Origin of the sequence: Bizionia saleffrena, assembly GCF_008086175.1 — a bacterium.
Taxonomy (GTDB): Bacteria; Bacteroidota; Bacteroidia; order Flavobacteriales; family Flavobacteriaceae; genus Bizionia; species Bizionia saleffrena.
The window spans coordinates 144,646-163,269 of sequence record NZ_VSKM01000007.1 but is presented as its reverse complement, the minus strand read 5'-3'; the positions used below and the strand labels follow the sequence as shown (position 1 = coordinate 163,269).

Here is an 18,624-nt window from a genome sequence, read left to right as displayed (position 1 = left end):
TTTTTTTAATTTAATAATGTTTTACCAAACCTTAGATGATTAATTTTTTAAACACTTACGCAATTAACTGTCCGCATACACTCCTGACCTTCAAAAGGTATACTATTGAGGACTAGACGGCGCTCAAAACAGACAAAATAGCACAACACTATTAACTAAAATTTTGAAGGCTTTTTACATTTTTCGCATTAAGTCTATATCATTAGAAATACCTAACTTTGCGTTCTCTTAAACCCTTTTTTTATGATTGTTCACAATATTGCTTTACAAAACTCTGTCCTTAACACGTTTATTTCAGAATTACGAGAGGTGACCGTTCAAAAAGACAGTATGCGTTTTAGAAGAAATATTGAACGTATCGGCGAAATTTTAAGCTACGAAATGAGTAAAACGTTTCAATATAACAATCAAACCATTACGACCCCTTTGGGCGCATCGACCATACCACTTATAGATAATGACATTGTGTTGTGTTCCATTTTAAGGGCAGGAGTACCACTTCATAATGGCTTATTAAATTACTTTGATACCGCAGAAAACGCCTTTATTTCGGCGTATAGACACCATTTAAAAAACCCTGAATCTTTCGAAATTATAGTCGAATATTTAGCGTGTCCAGATTTGGAAGGCAAAACTTTAATTTTAGCCGATCCTATGATTGCTACCGGGCAATCATTACGCGCTACTTTTGAAGCTTTACAACCTTTTGGAACCCCTAAACATATTCATTTGGTCGCTGTAATTGGCGCACAAGAAGGCATTGATTTTGTGTCAGAACACTTTCCGGACGATACCCATTTATGGATTTCGGCAGTAGATCCAGCCCTAGACGACAACGGCTATATTGTTCCTGGCTTGGGCGATGCTGGCGATTTGGCTTTCGGTAAAAAACTACAACACTAACAATAAAAAGGGAATTATAAAGAGTACAATAACAAATAAATCTTTAAACAATTTATCTGCGATGGTTTCTATGTAATTGGTGATGACCACCGATAATGGTGCAAAGAGAAATACAAATTCGCTTCCGTCTTTATTGGGTGCAATAATTAAAATAGCCGCTGCTACTAGACAACTTACAAACACCACTTTATAAGCTGGTTTAAAGGTTCCTGTTTTCGTATTTAAGTCTTTCAAATAAAAGATAGAAGACCATAAACCAAACGATAATAGTACGGTGATTGCTACCATAAATTGAATGGAATTGTAATGACTTAAATCAAAATCTACTTGAGGCGCTAGGGTTAAATAGCCATAAAGCGTATCGTTAAACACTACGGAAGCTGTAATAGCGACTACAATTACCGCAGAAAACCCCACAAAAGGTACCAACCAGTTTTTTAAACGTTGCTCCGAAAAAAAGAATAATGCCAAAAGAATAACGATAAAAAACAGTGCAGCCCAGAAATAAATTAAGCTTGCCAAGGCCACCAAAAATCCGGCATCAAACAATTTTTTAATTACCTCTTTTTGGGTTCTTATACTTACAATACGGCGTATTGCAAGCAGGATTAAAAGATTAGAAAATAACACTTCTTGATTGGTAAAAACCTGGGGTACTAATAGCAAAAACAAGCTATATAAGAGTATTTCGTAATTACTTTTTCCGGTTAAGGAATTCTTAGTTACTATAAAATCAACGACTAAAATGGACACGTAAGACACCCCGAAAACAAGGCCTAATTTTACTATTCGCTCAAGCGTAAAAGCCCCCGATTCGTATTTAAAAACAGCTGTTAATAAGGCTATGAAAGATATAAGAAATACAATTAAAAAATTAATTGGTTTTGATTTACTAAAAAAACTTGTAATCATAAGCAGTTTTTGTATTTTTGTACTTATAAATATAAGACAGATGAAAGATTTTTTTTATGCCATTCAGGATTTTTTTGTAAATGTAGCGCTTGTTCCATTTGATGCCTTAGCAACAATAGAATTAGAGAACTGGTGGATCGCAAATTTATTTTCTTGGATCTTTATAGTAATCGCTGCTGTCGCGGTCGTATACTGGATGCTTCAATTGAAAAAACATAGTGATAATAACGAAGAAGATAAATCGGTATCTTCTCACTCCTTTTTATAAATTAAAGCGATAGGTTTCTTATAAATCGAAACCTATATCCTTACGATAATTCATCTTATCAAAATGTAGTTTATCTATATTCTGGTAAGATTTTTTTATGGCCTCTTGGTAGGTCTTTCCAAAGCTTGTAACTGCCATTACACGTCCGCCAGACGTTACCACTTTACCCTCTTTTAAATTTGCACCCGCATGAAACACTAAAGACCCTTCAATGTTTTCTAAGCCTGTTATTTCTTTTCCTTTTTCGTAAGCTTCAGGATACCCTCCAGACACCAACATAACTGTTGTTGCCGCTCTATCATCGATATCAATAGTGATGTCATTTAGCGTTTGGCTCGCAACTGCTTGAAACACCTCTACTAAATCATTCTTTAAACGCGGTAACACCACTTCGGTCTCAGGGTCTCCCAAGCGCACATTATATTCTATTACAAATGGATCATTTCCAACTTTAATTAGACCAATAAATACAAAGCCTTTATACGGTAAGTTGTCTTTTTGGAGTCCGTTAATGGTGGGTATTACCACGCGTTCCTTTATTTTAGACATAAACTCGTTATCGGCAAATGGCACTGGAGAAATGGCTCCCATTCCTCCAGTGTTTAATCCCGTATCCCCTTCTCCAATACGTTTATAATCTTTCGCCGTAGGTAAAATCTTATAGTTTTTACCGTCGGTTAGCACAAAACAACTTAATTCTATCCCGTCTAAAAACTCTTCAATAACCACTTTGGTACTTGCCGTTCCAAATTTGGCATCTACAAGCATTGCTTTTAGTTCGGTTTTAGCCTCTTCAAGATCCTTTAAAATAAGCACGCCTTTTCCGGCTGCTAACCCGTCTGCTTTTAAAACATACGGTGGTTTAAGCGTTTCTAAAAAGTCGCACCCCGCTTCAACGGTAGTGGCATCAAAACTCTGGTAAGCGGCTGTTGGTATGTTATGTCTAAATAAAAACTTTTTAGCAAACTCTTTACTCCCTTCTAATTCGGCGGCTGCTTTTTGTGGTCCAATAACCGCCACGTTCTTGAGTTGCGCGTCCGCTAAAAAGAAATCATGAACCCCTAACACCAAAGGATCTTCTGGCCCTACAATCACCATTTTAATATCGTTTTTAAGGACGACGTCTTTTATAGCCCCGAAATCGGTAACAGAAAGCGGCACATTAGTCGCAATTTCTGAAGTCCCTGAATTTCCAGGTGCTACAAATAAATGTTTACACTTTGCACTTTGTGCGATTTTCCAAGCAATTGTGTGTTCTCTTCCGCCAGAACCAAGAATTAAAATGTTCATAGTTGTTGTTGTTTCCGCAAAAATAATTATTTACTTTACAAAAACATATTTATCCGTTTTTCTTTTGAATTTATTTAACCTCTCTTTACGTTTTAAAGGTTTCCCGATGACTAAGGCGTGCTCCGATTTTGAAGCCATTTCTGCGATCTCTTCCGCGGAATATCCTTTGTACATCGAAAAACAACGTCAAAAGATTGTAACGTATCACTTAAAACACAATTCCTTTTATCGCGGTTTAACAGAAGGGATAAATACTACCGATTGGAACTCTTTGCCTATTCTAACAAAAAAAGAGGTACAACAACCGTTGCAACAGCGCTTATCTGAGGGGTTTACTTTAAGAAATTGCCATATTCATAAAACGTCGGGCTCGTCTGGCACCCCTTTTATTTTTGCTAAAGACAATTACTGTCACGCCCTAACGTGGGCAGGGTTTATAAAGCGCTATAACGTTTTTAATATCGACCTCAACCACTCTAAACAAGCGCGCTTTTATGGCATTCCTTTAGATACTCAAGGCTACTATAAAGAACGGTTAAAAGACGCGCTCAGTAATCGCTATCGGTTTTCGGTTTTTGATTTAAGCGATGCGACATTTAAAAACAACGTAAAAACCTTTTCGAATACGCCGTTCGATTATATTAATGGCTACACGAGTGCCATCGTACAGTTTGCTAAATATTTAAAACGCGAACAGATTATATTACAATCCGTTTGTCCCACTTTAAAAGCGTGTATTGTCACTTCCGAAATGCTTTTTGAAGACGACAAGCATCTTTTAGAACAGTATTTGGGTGTACCCATAATTAACGAATATGGCGCTGCCGAATTAGGATTGATAGCATTCCAAGACGCTAATGACCACTGGCGCGTAAACAGTGCGGACTTATACGTTGAAATTATTGATGATGATAATAAAGTGTTGCCCTACGGCGAAATAGGTCGTGTTGTAGTCACGTCTTTGTACAACAAGGCGCATCCTTTTATTCGTTACGACCTTGGTGATTTGGGGCGTCTTTCAAAATCCAGTACTACAAAGACACCCCTTTTAGAAACCCTTATAGGTCGAACGAGCGATATCGCAAGGCTACCCAGTGGTAAAACAGCCGCCGGACTCACCTTTTATTATATTACCAAAACGATTATTGAAGACGGCTCGATAGTAAAAGAGTTTATTATCGAGCAGCTAGAATTAAACACGTTTAAGATAAGCTATGTGAGTACCAATAGTCTTTCCGAGGATAAAAAACGAGAGATTCAACACGCATTCGACATCTATTTAGAACCAGGACTGCACCTTGTTTACAAACAAAAACAGGTGTTGCATCGGTCTAAAAGTGGGAAGTTGAAGCAGTTTGTTTCTTATTTATAGTTTTTTTTATGAATGCCTTTCTTTTGTGAATAGCTATTGGCTAATGACACTTTTAAGTATATGGTTTTGATTTCGTGTTTTTTTGAAGTTTCTACGTAATGAATAAATTACATCGAGAAACTTAAGAGTTCTATTTAATTGAAAGTGAATGGCATTCTTGATAAATTAGTGGCGCCGTTAATTAAACAAAATCTTCTATACAAGAAGACAAATATAAAATTTATAAACTCATAAAACCTGTCATATCAAAGGTAGATACTCCAAATTATAATAAACGAGTTCCTACATTTAGGTGTCGAATGAAAAGTTTAGATGACGCTTGGTAAGCCTAGATTTCTATGGTTACTTTTTTAACAATAAAAAAAAGCAACCTAATTGAAAAGGTAATTATTGTCTTTTAAGCCCAACAGGAAGTGCTGAAAACGCGAGTCTTGGTGTGCGTAATTCGTATTGGAGTGTTTTAAATTAGGAAAACGGCGTGTGTTATTAGATTGTTTTATTCTGTTTAGATTTTACTAAAAAATGTTCGTATAAAAACACTATCATTTTTAAAATGGAAGCGGGTATAGAATACCCTAAACCTTTTTTATACACCCAATAATTATACTTAATTAAACGCCACTTGCTTGCTGAAATAGATGCTTTTCGTAGGCGGTAATACGCCAGCGCGTCGTTGATACTTAGCGCTGGTTTTCCGGAGCGTTCTAGGGCATTTAACCACAGTACCCAATCTTGACGTTTTCTTAAAAGTGGCATATAGACTTTACCCAACGTTTTGGCATTATACATTCCGGTGAGATTACCAATATAGTTGCTTTTTAAGAGTTTGGCATAATTCAATATAGGTAAGGCCTCCACCTTAGTGTTAAGCGGCTGGCTGGCCTCGTTAATAAGTTCATAGCTACTAAAACAAATGTCGGTATCCTGCGTGTTTAAAAACGAAACTTGTTTATCTAATTTTTCAGGTTTCCAAAGATCGTCTGCATCCAAAAAGGCTATAAAATCACCTTTTGCCACTTGAATACCTCTATTTCGAGAATGCCCTGCTCCCCTATTTGTATCATTTATTAAGAGGAAAATATTAGGGTATTTAGCAACGAAATTATTTACAATAGTACACGTTGCATCGGTAGAGCCATCGTCGATTAACAATAGTTCCCAATGCGAATAGGTTTGATTTAGGACACTCGTTATCGTTTCGGAAATAAAAAGCTCCGAATTATAAAGCGGCGTAATAATAGAAACTAAGGCTTTCAAATAGTCAGTTAATAAGCTTCGTCTTGCCCTTTAAACATATTAATTATTGTTTGAAAAATAATTTTAATGTCTAATAACAATGACCAATTTTCGATATAAAAGATATCGTATTTAATTCGGTTTATAATATCCTCGTCGGTTTTAATTTCCCCGCGGTACCCTTTAATTTGTGCTAACCCTGTAATTCCAGGTCTTACATTGTGTCGAAAAATAAAATTGAATTTATCAATTTTTTTTGAGTAGTCTTCAGTATAAGATGGCATGTGCGGTCTTGGCCCCACCACCGACATCTCGTTTTTAATAACATTTAAAAATTGTGGTAGCTCGTCGATACTCGTTTTACGTAAAAACTTTCCGATTCTGGTCACCCGATTGTCATTTTCGGTAACATAGGTTCCTTTTATTTCGGTGGTCGTTCTTAACGATCTAAACTTGTAACACGTAAATTCTTCGTAGTTTTTACCGTTGCGTTTGTGTTTATAAAACAAAGGCCCTTTCGATTCTAATTTAATGACAAGAAACAGGATAGCGGTTACCCAAGACAGTACAAAAACAATAATAAATAATGAGAAGATAACATCGAACGCCCGTTTTATAAGCTGATTAAAATCTCTATTCAGGGCCACTTCTTCTATAGAAAGCACGGGTAAATAATTATAAAAGTCCGTTTTTAATCGCTTTGAAAATAGCTTTTTAGTATTGGGAACAAATTTTATATTACTGTGATTGATATTCGCAATTTTTACAAAATAATTCACTTGTTTTTCTGTTAGGTCGTCGATAGCGCAATACACCTCATCTACTCCCGTATTTCTCTCTAAATAGGGAAAACTATCGGCAATACTTCCGGTGTTGGATTTAATATACGTATCACTAAACGTCGCTAATACTTTATATCCTAATTGCTTTTGGCTCCTAAACAGCGCTTTTAATTCTTGGGCACTCTCGTTATTCCCTACAATAACGACACGACGCAAGTTCCCTTTAAGATACGTTCGCACCGTTTTTAATCCGTAATAACTTAATAGTTTTACCGCACCAATAATTGAAAAGGCAAAAACAATATACTCGAATATTTTGGAGGCCGGTAGCTTAACACTTCTAAACAAACCGACAAAAGCGAATATGATAATACTAAACACTAAGAATTGCTTAATAATTAGTGACAGCACTGTAATAACAGACGTGTACCTAAAAACGCGATAAAATTTTAAAATAGTCGAAGAAAATATCCAGAAAATAGCCGCATAGATTATGAAAATCAGAGTTATATTTTCGGAATATTCGGCACTAAACCGCGTAAGATCGTTTGCTTTAAAATTGAAATAATAAAAGGCAAGACCATTAACAACAGAGATGTCGAAAATAATAAGAAACGGTCTTAAAAGCCATGAATATCTTCCGCGCTTAAATTCCATAAATTACTTACTATTAAAACTCGAAAAGTCTTTGTGTTCACTTTTATACCATTCGTTTTTATTTAAACTTTTAAAATAGTTAAAGGTCGTTTCCATTCCTTGAGTTCGTGAGACTGTAGGTTCCCAGTCAAGTAATTCTTTGGCTAACGTAATATCGGGTTGGCGCTGTAGTGGATCGTCGACAGGTAATTCTTTATAAATTATTTTCTGAGTGGTTTCGGTTAGTTTTATAATCTCTTCAGCAAAATCTTTAATAGTAATTTCGTGCGGATTCCCAATATTTACGGGGTATGAATAATCGCTTAACAGCAATCTGTAAATACCTTCGATTTGGTCATCTACATAACAAAACGATCGTGTTTGCAGTCCGTCGCCAAAGATGGTTAAATCTTCACCACGCAGTGCTTGCCCCATAAATGCGGGAATGACACGCCCATCGTTAAGTCGCATTCTCGGTCCATACGTATTAAAAATACGAACGATTCTCGTTTCTAATCCGTGAAACCTATGGTAGGCCATTGTTATCGACTCTTGAAAACGCTTAGCTTCGTCGTACACCCCACGCGGGCCGATCGTGTTTACGTTACCGTAATACGTTTCTGGTTGCGGGTGCACTAGCGGATCTCCATACACCTCGGAAGTTGACGCTATCAATATTCTCGCCGCTTTTGCTTTCGCTAAACCTAATAAATTATGAGTCCCTAGCGAGCCCACTTTTAGGGTTTGAATAGGGATTTTTAAATAATCGATAGGACTTGCAGGCGACGCAAAATGTAAAATGTAATCGACATCTCGTTCAATTTTAATATACTCGGTAACATCGTGTTTTATAAACTGAAACTGGGGATGGTCTAACACGTGTGCGATGTTTTTTTTATCGCCTGTAATAAAATTATCCATACCAATAACAGCGTATCCTTCGGCGATAAAGCGATCGCATAAATGTGATCCTAAAAAGCCTGCTGCCCCTGTAATTAAAACTGTTTTCTCTTGCATTATCTTCCTATTGAAATGTAGGTTATATTTTCGTTTTCAACATCTGGAACATCGTAAAGATTTCTTCCGTCGAAAATAACGTGGCCTTTCATTTTTGCTTTCATTCTTTCGAAATTAGGCGTTCTAAAAATGCTCCACTCGGTACAAATTACTAAAGCATCGGCATTCTCTAAAGCGTCGTACATACCGTCGGCATAGGTTATTTTATCTCCTAATTTGCGTTGCACGTTCTCCATTGCCTCCGGATCGAAAGCGGTAATATTACACCCTAAATTTAGTAAGCTTTCTATAACATCTAACGCTGGTGCTTCGCGAATATCGTCGGTTTCAGGTTTAAAGGCTAAGCCCCACACCGCAATATTTTTTCCTTTGAGATCGCCCTTAAAATAGTTCTCAATTTTAGGAATAAGCACCACTTTTTGTTTTTTATTCACCTCCAAAACGGCGTCTAATATTTTAAAATCGTAATTATTATCTATTCCGGATTTATATAATGCTTTTACATCTTTAGGAAAGCAAGACCCTCCATAACCAATGCCAGGAAATAAAAACCGTTTCCCGATTCTTGAGTCGGTTCCCATTCCTATTCTCACTTTATCGACATCGGCGCCTACTTTTTCGCAAAAGTTAGCAATCTCGTTCATAAACGTAATTTTTGCTGCTAGAAACGCATTAGACGCGTATTTTGTTAATTCCGCCGATTTTTCATCCATAATAATAATCGGGTTTCCAGAGCGTACATACGGTTTGTATAATTTTTCCATTAAAGCAATAGCGCGCTCACTACGCGCTCCTATCACGATACGTTCTGGTTTAAGGAAATCGTCTACTGCAAAACCTTCTCTTAGAAACTCAGGGTTCGACACCACATCGAAATCTACCGTTGCGTGTTTTGCAATAGCTGCTTTCACTTTGTCGGACGTTCCTACAGGCACGGTACTTTTATCGACAATGACTTTATAGTCTTTAATACTTTTCCCGATGTTATCGGCAACGCCTAAAATATATTGTAAATCGGCCGAACCATCTTCATCTTCAGGGGTTGGTAAAGCTAGAAAAATAATATCACCGTGTGCTAATCCTTCCTCTAAACGCGTAGAAAATTTTAAACGGTTGGCTTTTATATTTCTTTCGAATAAAACATCAAGATGCGGCTCGTAAATAGGCACCTCACCCTGTTGCATTTTTTTTACTTTGTTTTCGTCTATATCTATACACAGCACGTCGTTACCAGTTTCTGCTAAACATGTTCCGGTAACTAACCCTACGTATCCTGTACCTATTACTGCTATTTTCATTTGTTTACTGTCTTATTATTCCGAACTCTTGCGCTTCTGCCAACGGACATACGATGGTCTATAAATCGTATAGTATAACTGCTAGATTTCAGTAATAGCAAATATAAAAGAAACCGCTTAACCGCGTATTATATTCTTACAATATGTTTAATCTAAAGCTTCGTACTCCGAATTTTTGCTTTTATAGGTTTTTAATGTTCTTTTTAGCGCTTTTACTGCGGCCAAAGCATCATACGTTTCTACTGCCTTTTGAAGGTTTTGAAACGCCCTATTTATTTCTGATAAGGGTACTGTGTTCGGTTCGTTAACCACAAAGATATCGCGATGTCTTGTCGGTTCTAAATTAGTATTTCCAGAGACTAATTCCTCGTGTAACTTTTCCCCTGGTCGCAAACCAATGGTTTCTATTTGAATATCTTGAATGTTATAGCCTGATTCTTGAATAGTTGTTGTCGCAATATCGTAAATAGATTGCGGTTTGCCCATTTCGAATACCAATATCTCACCCGTTTTTGCAAATGTTAAGCATTCGGCCAACAGCGACACTACTTTAGAAACACTAATTAAATACCGTGTTGCCTTTTTATGGGTAATCGTTAAAGGTTTGTTCTCTTTTAACTGCGCTTTAAACAACGGAATCACAGACCCATTTGAGTCTATAATATTACCGAAGCGCACGGTTATAAAGCGCGTGGCCTCCGGATGCGATTCGCTTAATATTTTAATATATTTTTCGGCTAATAGTTTAGTGGCCCCCATGACACTCGATGGATTTACCGCTTTATCTGTAGACATAAAAACAAACTGTTTTACGCCGTTTTTTAGAGCGGCATCCGCTAGTAGTTTTGTGCCTAAACTATTGACTTGAATCCCTTCAATAGGCTGTTTTTCGATGGTTGGAACGTGTTTATAGGCTGCCGTATGCAACAAAAAATCGATCGTGTTTTCGCTTAATAGTTTATTGATAAGCGCTACATTGGTAATACTTCCAAGAACACATTGGATTGTTGTAGATTCAGGAACCACACTATTTATAGCGTGCTCTAAATTAAAAAGGGGTGTTTCGGCGGTATCTAACAGAATGATTTTTTTGGGCTGAAACGGTAAAATAAAATGTGTTAGTGCCCACCCAATCGTTCCTGCCGCACCGGTAATTAAAACACATTTGTTTTTAAACATAGCTTTATTTCCTTTTTAGAAATTCAGATAACACTTCTGCGATGCGTAATCGGTCGCTTGGGGTTAAATTTGATCCCGAAGGTAAACAAACACCGCGATTAAACAAGTCTTCGCAAACGGAACCGCCGTAATAGGCGTTTGTTTTAAAAACAGGCTGTAAATGTAACGGTTTCCATAGTGGTCGCGCTTCAATAAAGTGTTTTGCTAAATGATCTATAAGAGCTGTAGGACTAAAACTAGAGGATGAGTTGATTAGAATGCAGCTTAACCAATAATTAGACTGATATTTTTGATGGGGAGATGTGAATACACTGATATCTTTGCTTCCGCTGAAGAATTCTTGATAAAACCGATGATTAGCCTGCCGTTGTGCTATTCGCGTCTCTAATACCTCCATTTGCCCTTTTCCTATGGCAGCACACACATTACTGAGTCGGTAATTAAAACCAATATGCTGATGCTCGTAATGCGCTGCCGGTTCTTTCGCTTGCGTCGCATAGAAAAGCGTGCGCTCTTGGAGTGCTTTAGTACGACTTACCAAGGCGCCACCGCCGGACGTGGTTATAATTTTATTCCCATTAAATGAAAAGATTGAAAACTGGCCAAAAGTGCCACATTTCCGCTTTTTATAAGTTGATCCCAGTGCTTCGGCGGCATCTTCAATTACAGGTATATCGTAAGCTGAGGCGACTTTCAAAAGGGCTTCTATTTTGGCTGGCATTCCATAGAGATCCACAAATATAATCGCTTTCGGTTTTTTGTTTTGTTGGATTCTGTCTTTAATTGCAGCTTCTAAAACCACCGGACACATATTCCAAGTCCCTGGTTCGCTATCAATAAAAACGGGGATTGCCCCTAGATACGTTATGGGATTCGCCGTCGCACAAAAAGTGAAACTTTGGCAAATTACCTCATCGCCAATCGTTACGTCTAATAATTTTAAGGCCAGGTGAATTGCCGCCGTCCCCGAAGAGAGCGCCGTTGAAAAGCTTGAAGCATTTAAATACACGTCTATCGCTGATTCGAACTCAGAAAGCTGCGGCCCCACTGGCGCTATCCAGTTATCCGTAAAGGCTTGTTTTACATACTGCTCTTCGGAGGTGCCTAAATGGGGAGCGGAGAGCCAAATTTTAGAAATCATAGCTTAAAAAAGGTGTTTACAAGGTAATATATATCTTTTCTAAAACTGAGCTCGTGTACATATTTTATATTTAATTCGATTTTTTTAGGCCAGATTACCGTCGCGTTATACTGCCTTGGATCTTGTTGTTTTGCTAAAAGCGCTTCTTCGTTTCTAAAATAGACTGTTGCGGGCCCAGTAATTCCTGGGCGAACACTAAGAATAATTTCTTCATCGCCTATTAACTCATCAGCAAAACCAGGAACATCTGGTCGCGGCCCTACACAGCTCATCTCTCCAATAATTATATTTAATAGTTGCGGCAGCTCGTCTAATTTCGAGCGTCTTAAAAACGCACCAATCTTAGAGATTTCTCCGTTATTTTGTACCGTTTTAATTTTAAAGATGGTAAATTTCAATTTAAAACGTCCTACTCGGGTTTGTTTAAAAACACCATAAGATTTGGTGTCTATACTCGCTATTATAATGAGTACTAAAATACACCACCATAAAATAACCAACAATAGGGTAGCACTAAATACATCAGCGACTCTTTTAATGTGTTTGTACGATTGTAGTTCGTTTGGCATTTTAACAATAGACTATAAACTGTATTTTAATACGCCTTTTCTTCTCCTCGAATCGCGTTAATGGCGGTCTGTAGTATAATTTTTATATCCATTAACAACGACCAGTTTTCGACATAAAAAATATCGAAACGTACCCGATTAATAATGTCTTTATCCGTTTCTATTTCCCCTCTAAACCCACTTACTTGTGCCAGCCCTGTAATTCCCGGTTTCACCAGATGGCGCACCATAAACTTATCCACTTTTTTAGAGTACATATTGGTATGGCTTATCATGTGCGGTCTTGGGCCTGCAACAGACATATGGCCGAGAAATACATTAAAAAACTGGGGCAACTCGTCTATACTCGTTTTTCGAATAAACTTACCCACTTTAGTAATTCGCACATCATTTTTTATGGCTTGTTCAACATTGGCATTCTTATTTACCGTCATAGAACGGAACTTATAACAACCAAAATGGGAGTGACTAAACCCACTTCTAGATTGTTTAAAAAATACAGGCCCTTTAGACTCTAATTTAATTAGAATAGCAATGATTGGTGTTAACCACGATAATAAAAACACAATAACTAAAGTTGAAAAAATAATATCGAAAACACGTTTAATAATTAAATTCAAGGGTTCATCTAAAGGAATTTCGCGTAATGATAACACCGGAATGAAATCGTAGTACTCGTATTTCAATTTTTTTGAAAACACTTCTTTATTATCAGGAATAAATTTGAGTTCTCTTAAATTATTGTCCGCAAAATTAATTAATTTATTAATCTGATTGTTCGTTAATTCTGATACTGAAAAGTAAATTTTATCAATTTTATGTTCTAAAATATAGCTGAAACACGATTCTAGAGAAAACGCTTCAGATCGCGTATTAAATTGTTTACTTACTTCGTATCCAAAATCCGATTGCTCCTTAAAGATTTTTAAAAGTTGATTCATTTTACTATTCTTACCAATAACAACGACATAGCGAATGTTACCTTTAAAAATAGCACGGTATTTTAATAAGAGTAGATAGGTTGTAATTTTAAAAGCGAACACTAAACCGAAGCAAGTTAGAAAGTACAACGCTAAATAAGAACGACTAATCTCCGGCTGTTTAAAAAAACCAATAAAAGCGTATAGTATTACGGCGTAAAAGCCCATCTGTATGCATACCAGACGTGTTAGGCGAAACAATCGAGTATGTCTTTGAATATTATAAAATCCGGTTTTTAGAGCAATTAATAACCAGAAAAAAACACTATATAGAATAAAGATATAAAGATTTGTAATACTAAGCGGAAACAAAAAGATAGTCCCTATTATAATTGCAATATCAATACTACATGCTAGCGGCTTAATTAATCCTGAAAATCGATGCTGTCTGTACTTCACTTATTCGTTGGGGATTATAAAGTCCCATTTTTAGGATTAGTAGTTATAAAATCTCTATTTTTAAGTTGAGCGTAAATGCTATAGCACTAATTTTAACCGAATTAAAACGCAGTACGTTTTAGCCCCACGTTATATATACGTTCTAAAACGTTCGTGGACCATTTTTAACAAAAAAAACGTATTGTATTATATGCTAAGATTTTGGTTAAGGGACTTATTTTATAACGATTTAACTCAGATTAACGCCTTTAGCGAGACAAAGATAATAAACTATTCATAAAATTAAGATTATTTTAACACTGCAAATCGATTTTAAAATGTCTTCGACGTCTCATTACTATAACCCCTCAAAGTAAAAATACTCAAAATCTTCCGAAAAAATTATTTAATTTTCCGTTTCTCGTTAAGCACCAAACCAATAAACTTGCTATTTCCTACTAAATAGCGTTTCCACATTCTTTGTGGCTCTTGAGAGAATCTGTAAAACCATTCCAAACCAGAATTTTGCATCCATTCTGGTGCGCGTTTCACCTTACCAGAAACGACATCAAAACTGCCACCAACGCCCATAATAAAGTTCACGTTTTTCAGCAATGCCTTATTGTCGTATAAAAAATTCTCCTTGGTTGGTGAGCTAATAGCTACAAATAAGATATTCGCACCGCTATTCGCAATTTCTCTAGCAATATCTTGCTCCTCTTCCTTTTTAAAATATCCATTTCTATAGCCTGCAATAATATCTGGAGAATAGGTTTTAGAATAGTTATCTACTACCGCTTTAACAACAGCCTCTTTTGCACCGAAGAAAAACACTTTATACTTTTTTTGATGTGCTAATGCAACTAAGTTAACCATAAGATCAATACCTGCTACGCGTTCTTTTAACGGTTTCCCTAGTATTTTTGAAGCCCACACAACAGCTTGCCCATCGGCATTAATTAAATCGCTTTCATTAACGCTTTGGCGTAATTGCAAATCGGATTGCATCGCTACAATTTTCCCCGCATTAACCACGACGTGATGTAGCTGCTCACCTTTGCTTATAGTATGGTCTACAATAGCCAAGGTTTCTTGCATTGATACATTGTGAATGTGCGTATTAAGTATGTTGATTTTGTTCATTTTACTTGAGGTATTCTCTTAAAACAACTAAATATATAGCTATTGAAGGATAACTGAAAAAATTACCAGCCAAAAGTACGATAATGAACAATACCGAGAGTAATACAGCATTATAAATTTCAAGTTTAACGACCAGAAAGGCTTTAAAAAACACGTAATAATATAATAAACCTCCTATACTTCCGAAAAAATAAAAAATATCTATAAATTCAATTTGAGATTTTGTGGCTAAGTCTGAGACTCCCCCAAACATATAATTAAACGTCGTCCAGTGTTCCTGAATGTAAGGTATAGTCCGTTCAATTAATAATTCGTTTCTATAGGACATTACCGATGAAACTAATCCATCTTTCAAGCGGATCTCGTTAAAAATACCGAACTTAAAGAAAAACACATAAGCTGTAAGCGCTCCTAAAACAATGACACCAGCTGCGATTATCTTATTATTTATTCTAGTATATTTCCAAATGTAAACGCCCAAAAAACAGCCCAAAAATAGATACCCCACTTTCGTCCCTAAACAAAACATCGACCCGATAATAATTAAATTGGGAATCTTTTTAAACACAGTAGCCTTATACTTCGCTATTAAGTAAATTAATGTAAGGCTATACACATAAGAGCTCGTAGCTGAAGTAACAAACAAACCGTTAAAACCAAATCGAGAACCTAAATACGTATTAAAAATTTTAATATCGAAAAGTAAACCGCTAAAAACGAATAACGCATTGCAAAGCATAATATATTCAAAAATCACAAATAACTTTTCTCTTTGTTTTATGGAGAGTGTATAACTATTGAAAAATAGTAACAGAATAACAGGGTATACTAATTTAGAAAAAGCAATTACGGCCTCTTTAAAAGCACCGCTATCTAAGGCAAATTGTCCCAAGACAAAAGTTAAGCAAAGCAGTCCTAATAGCCTTAGTGACTTAGGCTGCTGTATTAAAAGATAAAGACCTACACCTAATAATAAAACTCCTTTAGTGACTTGCAATATCCCTGGTGTCTCTCCTGTAGAGAATAAAACAATTTTAAAAAAAGCCTCTGTGATGAATAATAGAAGCAGTGATAACACAGCAAAATTGGAATGCAGATATTTAATACAGCTTAATCTCATTAATTTATTCCTTCTCTAAAAAATAATAACTATATGCATAAAACATCCATGACTGTGCCCAACGGATATAAGGAATTTTAGATGTTGAATACTTCTTTTTCTGGTAGTAAAAATACCCTTCTGATGATTGCATGTTTTTAGCTGTCCACAACAACACTTTGTCAATAAGTTCTTTATTTTCTTCAAAAACGCTCAACTTACTCAAAGTAACCACTAACTGAGCAGGTGCATGAATATCAATTGGAAATACCGAATCATTATAATATTTAGAAATTCCTTCACCTGTAAAAAAAGTTTTTAAGTAAAAATTTAAACCTTTTTCGATGTTTCCTTCAAACCTCCTGTCATTTGAAGACTTTTGATACTCATAAATACACTCTAAATTATAACCCGTATGGAAATTATCAATCCATTGATGGAAAGGAAGTGTGCCATAAGCCCATGAACCATCATCTGCTTGTTTTTTACAAACATAAGCCACAATTTTTTTAGCCTCTTGAATTAATAATTCATCGTTAGTTTGCGTATAGATTAAACTTAAAAGTTTTGCGCCTAATAAACCTGCATTAAAAACTTGGGTACTATCTAACGGAGAATACGAAAGTGTATAATCTCCATCATTGTCGAACGTTTTATTTAAGTCTTTTAAAACAAAATCTTTAGTACTAATTGCCGTATCCAAAAACAAACGAGTGTTTGTAATCTCATAGGCGTCTAATAGAGCCTCTGCAATAAAGGAGGTCGCTACTACTGTAGGTGTATATTTTGGTTGAAAAAATGCCCTAGCTTGCCAATCGAAATTATAGCCCCAACAAGCACCAGAATATCCCTCTGTCTTTAAATTTATTATTGTAAATGCTAAATGATTTATCTTTTCTAAATACTCGATTTTAGGTTCCACCTTATAAAGGTTGCAATACCCTATTAAAAACAAACCTAATCCTTTAGGATTATAGTCTTTTTTAATACCAAAAACAGTTCTTAAATTTATAGGGTTACGCTTAAATAATTGTATCCAGGCTAATCTAAGAAATCGAGACTTACCGAGTGGCGTTTTTTGTATTACCCAACTATTTAAACCATCATAGGGATCCCAGCCTTTAAAAGATTCCTTTTCACAAAAGTCTTTTAAGTTGTTAAACGATTTATCTAAAATATTATCCTCCATACTATTCATTTTTAATTTAGAAAAAAACATACTGATGAAGAATGTAATTCAATTTATGCATTTATCTATTATTCAACCTTAGTCGTTTGTCGCTTTTTAGAAAATAGAAAGAAAAGAAAAGAGCGTTAAAAAAACAATAAAAAACCAACCCCTTTTGTCTATAAAGTACCGACTCTGTAAACAAGCTAAATACTATCAACAAAACAAAACTAGAGTATAGAATATATTTAGCCCTTAAAGCTAATATGTAGGGTACTAATAATAATAAAATTAAAGCTATACCTGAAAAAACACCATTACTCAAAGTTTCCGTGAGATATTGATTATGTGGATCAAATCGTTTTTGAGCACCAATCAAGTAATTATTTTTCTTATATTCACGAACCAATGAATCTTTCATCTGAATAGCACCAACTCCAATTATTGGATTCCTTTTTATAACCTCCAAAGAAGAATCCCATTTCAACGTTCTATCTGATAATTTGCCGCTGTCTTCTCCCCAATTCTTTGATAATTTTGTGTCTGATTGCATCCCATAGAACGTGCTTAACAAACGATTTCTACTAACAGAGTGAAGCGAAACTAAAATCATCATTATAATAAGAGATAAAAGCATCAGCAGCATTGATTTTTTAAAAGAATATGTCTGAAAAATACTAATAATTAAGATTAAAAAAGTAGCAACCAAAGGTGTTCTAGACGTTAACATAACCTGAAACAACAATAGTATTACTATAAAAATAAGAAAATAATTTTTATTAGTATTTCTGAAAAAATAAAAAGAAATAAACACAGAAAAACCTGCAAAAATAGAGGCGTAAACCGGCTCAATATTAATAATTTTTACAAAATCATGATATGAGAATAAAAACCAGTTTATTTCATAAAAATTACCAATACTGAAAAATTGTATGTAGATAGCGTTAAATAATAATACTAAAAACATAGCAATACTACAATACAAAAAGCTCTTTAAAATCAACTCAAAACTTCGTCTATTTACAATTGGTTTTAAAAAAAAGATTAGAGGAAAAATCAGATAACTAAGGTTAGATTCTAATACTATGAAATCAAAACGTTCATTATAAACGTGAAGGAGATTAAAAAAAAATAATAAAGAAAATATAAGGATGTATTTTCTTTGATTAAATCGCTGCTTTGCTAAATAGGTAATAGAAAACAGAAAAAGCAATACAATAGCAATCGAGTTAAACTTTATATCTAAAAACATT

17 protein-coding genes are annotated in these 18,624 nt (G+C 35.4%); 3 read left to right on the top strand and 14 right to left on the bottom strand.

All coding sequences use genetic code 11. The annotated features are described in order from the left end of the window. The first annotated feature begins 243 nt into the window (after positions 1-243). Positions 244-903, top strand: coding sequence for a uracil phosphoribosyltransferase (gene upp, locus ES676_RS08510; RefSeq protein WP_148369897.1), 660 nt, complete (start codon positions 244-246; stop codon positions 901-903). On the opposite strand, the gene ES676_RS08505 is transcribed toward upp, so the two are convergent. After that, positions 892-1,815: a DUF6427 family protein gene (locus ES676_RS08505; RefSeq protein ID WP_148369896.1), complete on the bottom strand. Its 924-nt coding sequence runs from the start codon at positions 1,813-1,815 to the stop codon at positions 892-894. The genes upp and ES676_RS08505 overlap by 12 nt on opposite strands. 40 nt (positions 1,816-1,855) lie before the next feature. Between ES676_RS08505 and ES676_RS08500 the strand changes: the two genes are divergently transcribed. Further along, positions 1,856-2,083, top strand: a complete 228-nt coding sequence (locus tag ES676_RS08500; RefSeq protein ID WP_148369895.1) for a DUF6341 family protein — start codon at positions 1,856-1,858, stop codon at positions 2,081-2,083. Positions 2,084-2,101: 18 nt separating this feature from the next. Here ES676_RS08500 and purD read toward each other — a convergent pair whose 3' ends face one another. Next, positions 2,102-3,373 carry a phosphoribosylamine--glycine ligase gene (purD, locus tag ES676_RS08495; RefSeq protein WP_148369894.1) on the bottom strand — a complete coding sequence of 424 codons (1,272 nt, stop codon included), beginning with the start codon at positions 3,371-3,373 and terminating at the stop codon, positions 2,102-2,104. Positions 3,374-3,437: 64 nt separating this feature from the next. Here purD and ES676_RS08490 point away from each other — a divergent pair, with 64 nt between their 5' ends. Beyond that, positions 3,438-4,745 (top strand): phenylacetate--CoA ligase family protein, encoded by a 1,308-nt coding sequence (locus tag ES676_RS08490; protein ID WP_148369893.1) that lies wholly within the window; start codon positions 3,438-3,440, stop codon positions 4,743-4,745. A gap of 486 nt (positions 4,746-5,231) precedes the next feature. On the opposite strand, the gene ES676_RS08485 is transcribed toward ES676_RS08490, so the two are convergent. The 12 genes from ES676_RS08485 to ES676_RS08430 form a co-directional block, all read right to left on the bottom strand. After that, a complete protein-coding gene (locus ES676_RS08485; protein ID WP_148369892.1) occupies positions 5,232-6,002 on the bottom strand; it encodes a glycosyltransferase family 2 protein in 771 nt (256 codons plus the stop codon). A gap of 8 nt (positions 6,003-6,010) precedes the next feature. Continuing rightward, positions 6,011-7,420, bottom strand: coding sequence for an exopolysaccharide biosynthesis polyprenyl glycosylphosphotransferase (locus tag ES676_RS08480; protein ID WP_148369891.1), 1,410 nt, complete (start codon positions 7,418-7,420; stop codon positions 6,011-6,013). A gap of 3 nt (positions 7,421-7,423) precedes the next feature. Then, positions 7,424-8,416 carry a UDP-glucuronic acid decarboxylase family protein gene (locus tag ES676_RS08475; protein WP_148369890.1) on the bottom strand — a complete coding sequence of 331 codons (993 nt, stop codon included), beginning with the start codon at positions 8,414-8,416 and terminating at the stop codon, positions 7,424-7,426. After that, the gene (locus ES676_RS08470) at positions 8,416-9,714 is read right to left on the bottom strand and encodes a UDP-glucose dehydrogenase family protein (RefSeq protein ID WP_148369889.1); all 1,299 of its coding nucleotides are present in this window, start codon (positions 9,712-9,714) and stop codon (positions 8,416-8,418) included. Before ES676_RS08470 ends, ES676_RS08475 begins: the two co-directional genes overlap by 1 nt. Positions 9,715-9,861: 147 nt before the next feature. Beyond that, the gene (locus ES676_RS08465; protein ID WP_148369888.1) at positions 9,862-10,893 is read right to left on the bottom strand and encodes a polysaccharide biosynthesis protein; all 1,032 of its coding nucleotides are present in this window, start codon (positions 10,891-10,893) and stop codon (positions 9,862-9,864) included. 4 nt (positions 10,894-10,897) lie between these two features. After that, positions 10,898-12,034, bottom strand: a complete 1,137-nt coding sequence (locus ES676_RS08460; RefSeq protein ID WP_148369887.1) for a DegT/DnrJ/EryC1/StrS family aminotransferase — start codon at positions 12,032-12,034, stop codon at positions 10,898-10,900. Next, positions 12,031-12,603, bottom strand: a complete 573-nt coding sequence (locus ES676_RS08455) for a sugar transferase (RefSeq protein WP_148369886.1) — start codon at positions 12,601-12,603, stop codon at positions 12,031-12,033. The genes ES676_RS08460 and ES676_RS08455 overlap by 4 nt, the downstream gene beginning before the upstream one ends. Positions 12,604-12,629: 26 nt before the next feature. Continuing rightward, positions 12,630-13,982: an undecaprenyl-phosphate glucose phosphotransferase gene (locus ES676_RS08450; protein WP_148369885.1), complete on the bottom strand. Its 1,353-nt coding sequence runs from the start codon at positions 13,980-13,982 to the stop codon at positions 12,630-12,632. A 381-nt stretch (positions 13,983-14,363) separates the two neighbouring features. Then, complete coding sequence (locus tag ES676_RS08445) at positions 14,364-15,104, bottom strand: WecB/TagA/CpsF family glycosyltransferase (protein ID WP_148369884.1); 741 nt, start codon at positions 15,102-15,104, stop codon at positions 14,364-14,366. Between the two features lies 1 nt (position 15,105). After that, positions 15,106-16,224, bottom strand: a complete 1,119-nt coding sequence (locus ES676_RS08440) for a hypothetical protein (RefSeq protein ID WP_148369883.1) — start codon at positions 16,222-16,224, stop codon at positions 15,106-15,108. Between the two features lie 4 nt (positions 16,225-16,228). Beyond that, positions 16,229-17,392: a glycoside hydrolase family protein gene (locus ES676_RS08435; RefSeq protein WP_246130335.1), complete on the bottom strand. Its 1,164-nt coding sequence runs from the start codon at positions 17,390-17,392 to the stop codon at positions 16,229-16,231. 61 nt (positions 17,393-17,453) lie between these two features. Continuing rightward, complete coding sequence (locus ES676_RS08430; RefSeq protein ID WP_170234440.1) at positions 17,454-18,623, bottom strand: O-antigen ligase family protein; 1,170 nt, start codon at positions 18,621-18,623, stop codon at positions 17,454-17,456. Between the last annotated feature and the right edge of the window lies 1 nt (position 18,624).

Excerpts from the sequence above, each read along its gene's own strand:
- ES676_RS08475 (WP_148369890.1), bottom strand. The coding sequence starts at position 8,416 with ATGCAAGAGAAAACAGTTTTAATTACAGGGGCAGCAGGCTTTTTAGGA.
- ES676_RS08465 (WP_148369888.1), bottom strand. The coding sequence starts at position 10,893 with ATGTTTAAAAACAAATGTGTTTTAATTACCGGTGCGGCAGGAACGATT.
- ES676_RS08505 (WP_148369896.1), bottom strand. The coding sequence starts at position 1,815 with ATGATTACAAGTTTTTTTAGTAAATCAAAACCAATTAATTTTTTAATT.
- ES676_RS08445 (WP_148369884.1), bottom strand. The coding sequence starts at position 15,104 with ATGAACAAAATCAACATACTTAATACGCACATTCACAATGTATCAATG.
- upp (WP_148369897.1), top strand. The coding sequence starts at position 244 with ATGATTGTTCACAATATTGCTTTACAAAACTCTGTCCTTAACACGTTT.
- ES676_RS08435 (WP_246130335.1), bottom strand. The coding sequence starts at position 17,392 with ATGGAGGATAATATTTTAGATAAATCGTTTAACAACTTAAAAGACTTT.
- ES676_RS08470 (WP_148369889.1), bottom strand. The coding sequence starts at position 9,714 with ATGAAAATAGCAGTAATAGGTACAGGATACGTAGGGTTAGTTACCGGA.
- ES676_RS08480 (WP_148369891.1), bottom strand. The coding sequence starts at position 7,420 with ATGGAATTTAAGCGCGGAAGATATTCATGGCTTTTAAGACCGTTTCTT.
- ES676_RS08430 (WP_170234440.1), bottom strand. The coding sequence starts at position 18,623 with ATGTTTTTAGATATAAAGTTTAACTCGATTGCTATTGTATTGCTTTTT.
- ES676_RS08500 (WP_148369895.1), top strand. The coding sequence starts at position 1,856 with ATGAAAGATTTTTTTTATGCCATTCAGGATTTTTTTGTAAATGTAGCG.
- ES676_RS08455 (WP_148369886.1), bottom strand. The coding sequence starts at position 12,603 with ATGCCAAACGAACTACAATCGTACAAACACATTAAAAGAGTCGCTGAT.
- ES676_RS08440 (WP_148369883.1), bottom strand. The coding sequence starts at position 16,224 with ATGAGATTAAGCTGTATTAAATATCTGCATTCCAATTTTGCTGTGTTA.
- ES676_RS08460 (WP_148369887.1), bottom strand. The coding sequence starts at position 12,034 with ATGATTTCTAAAATTTGGCTCTCCGCTCCCCATTTAGGCACCTCCGAA.
- purD (WP_148369894.1), bottom strand. The coding sequence starts at position 3,373 with ATGAACATTTTAATTCTTGGTTCTGGCGGAAGAGAACACACAATTGCT.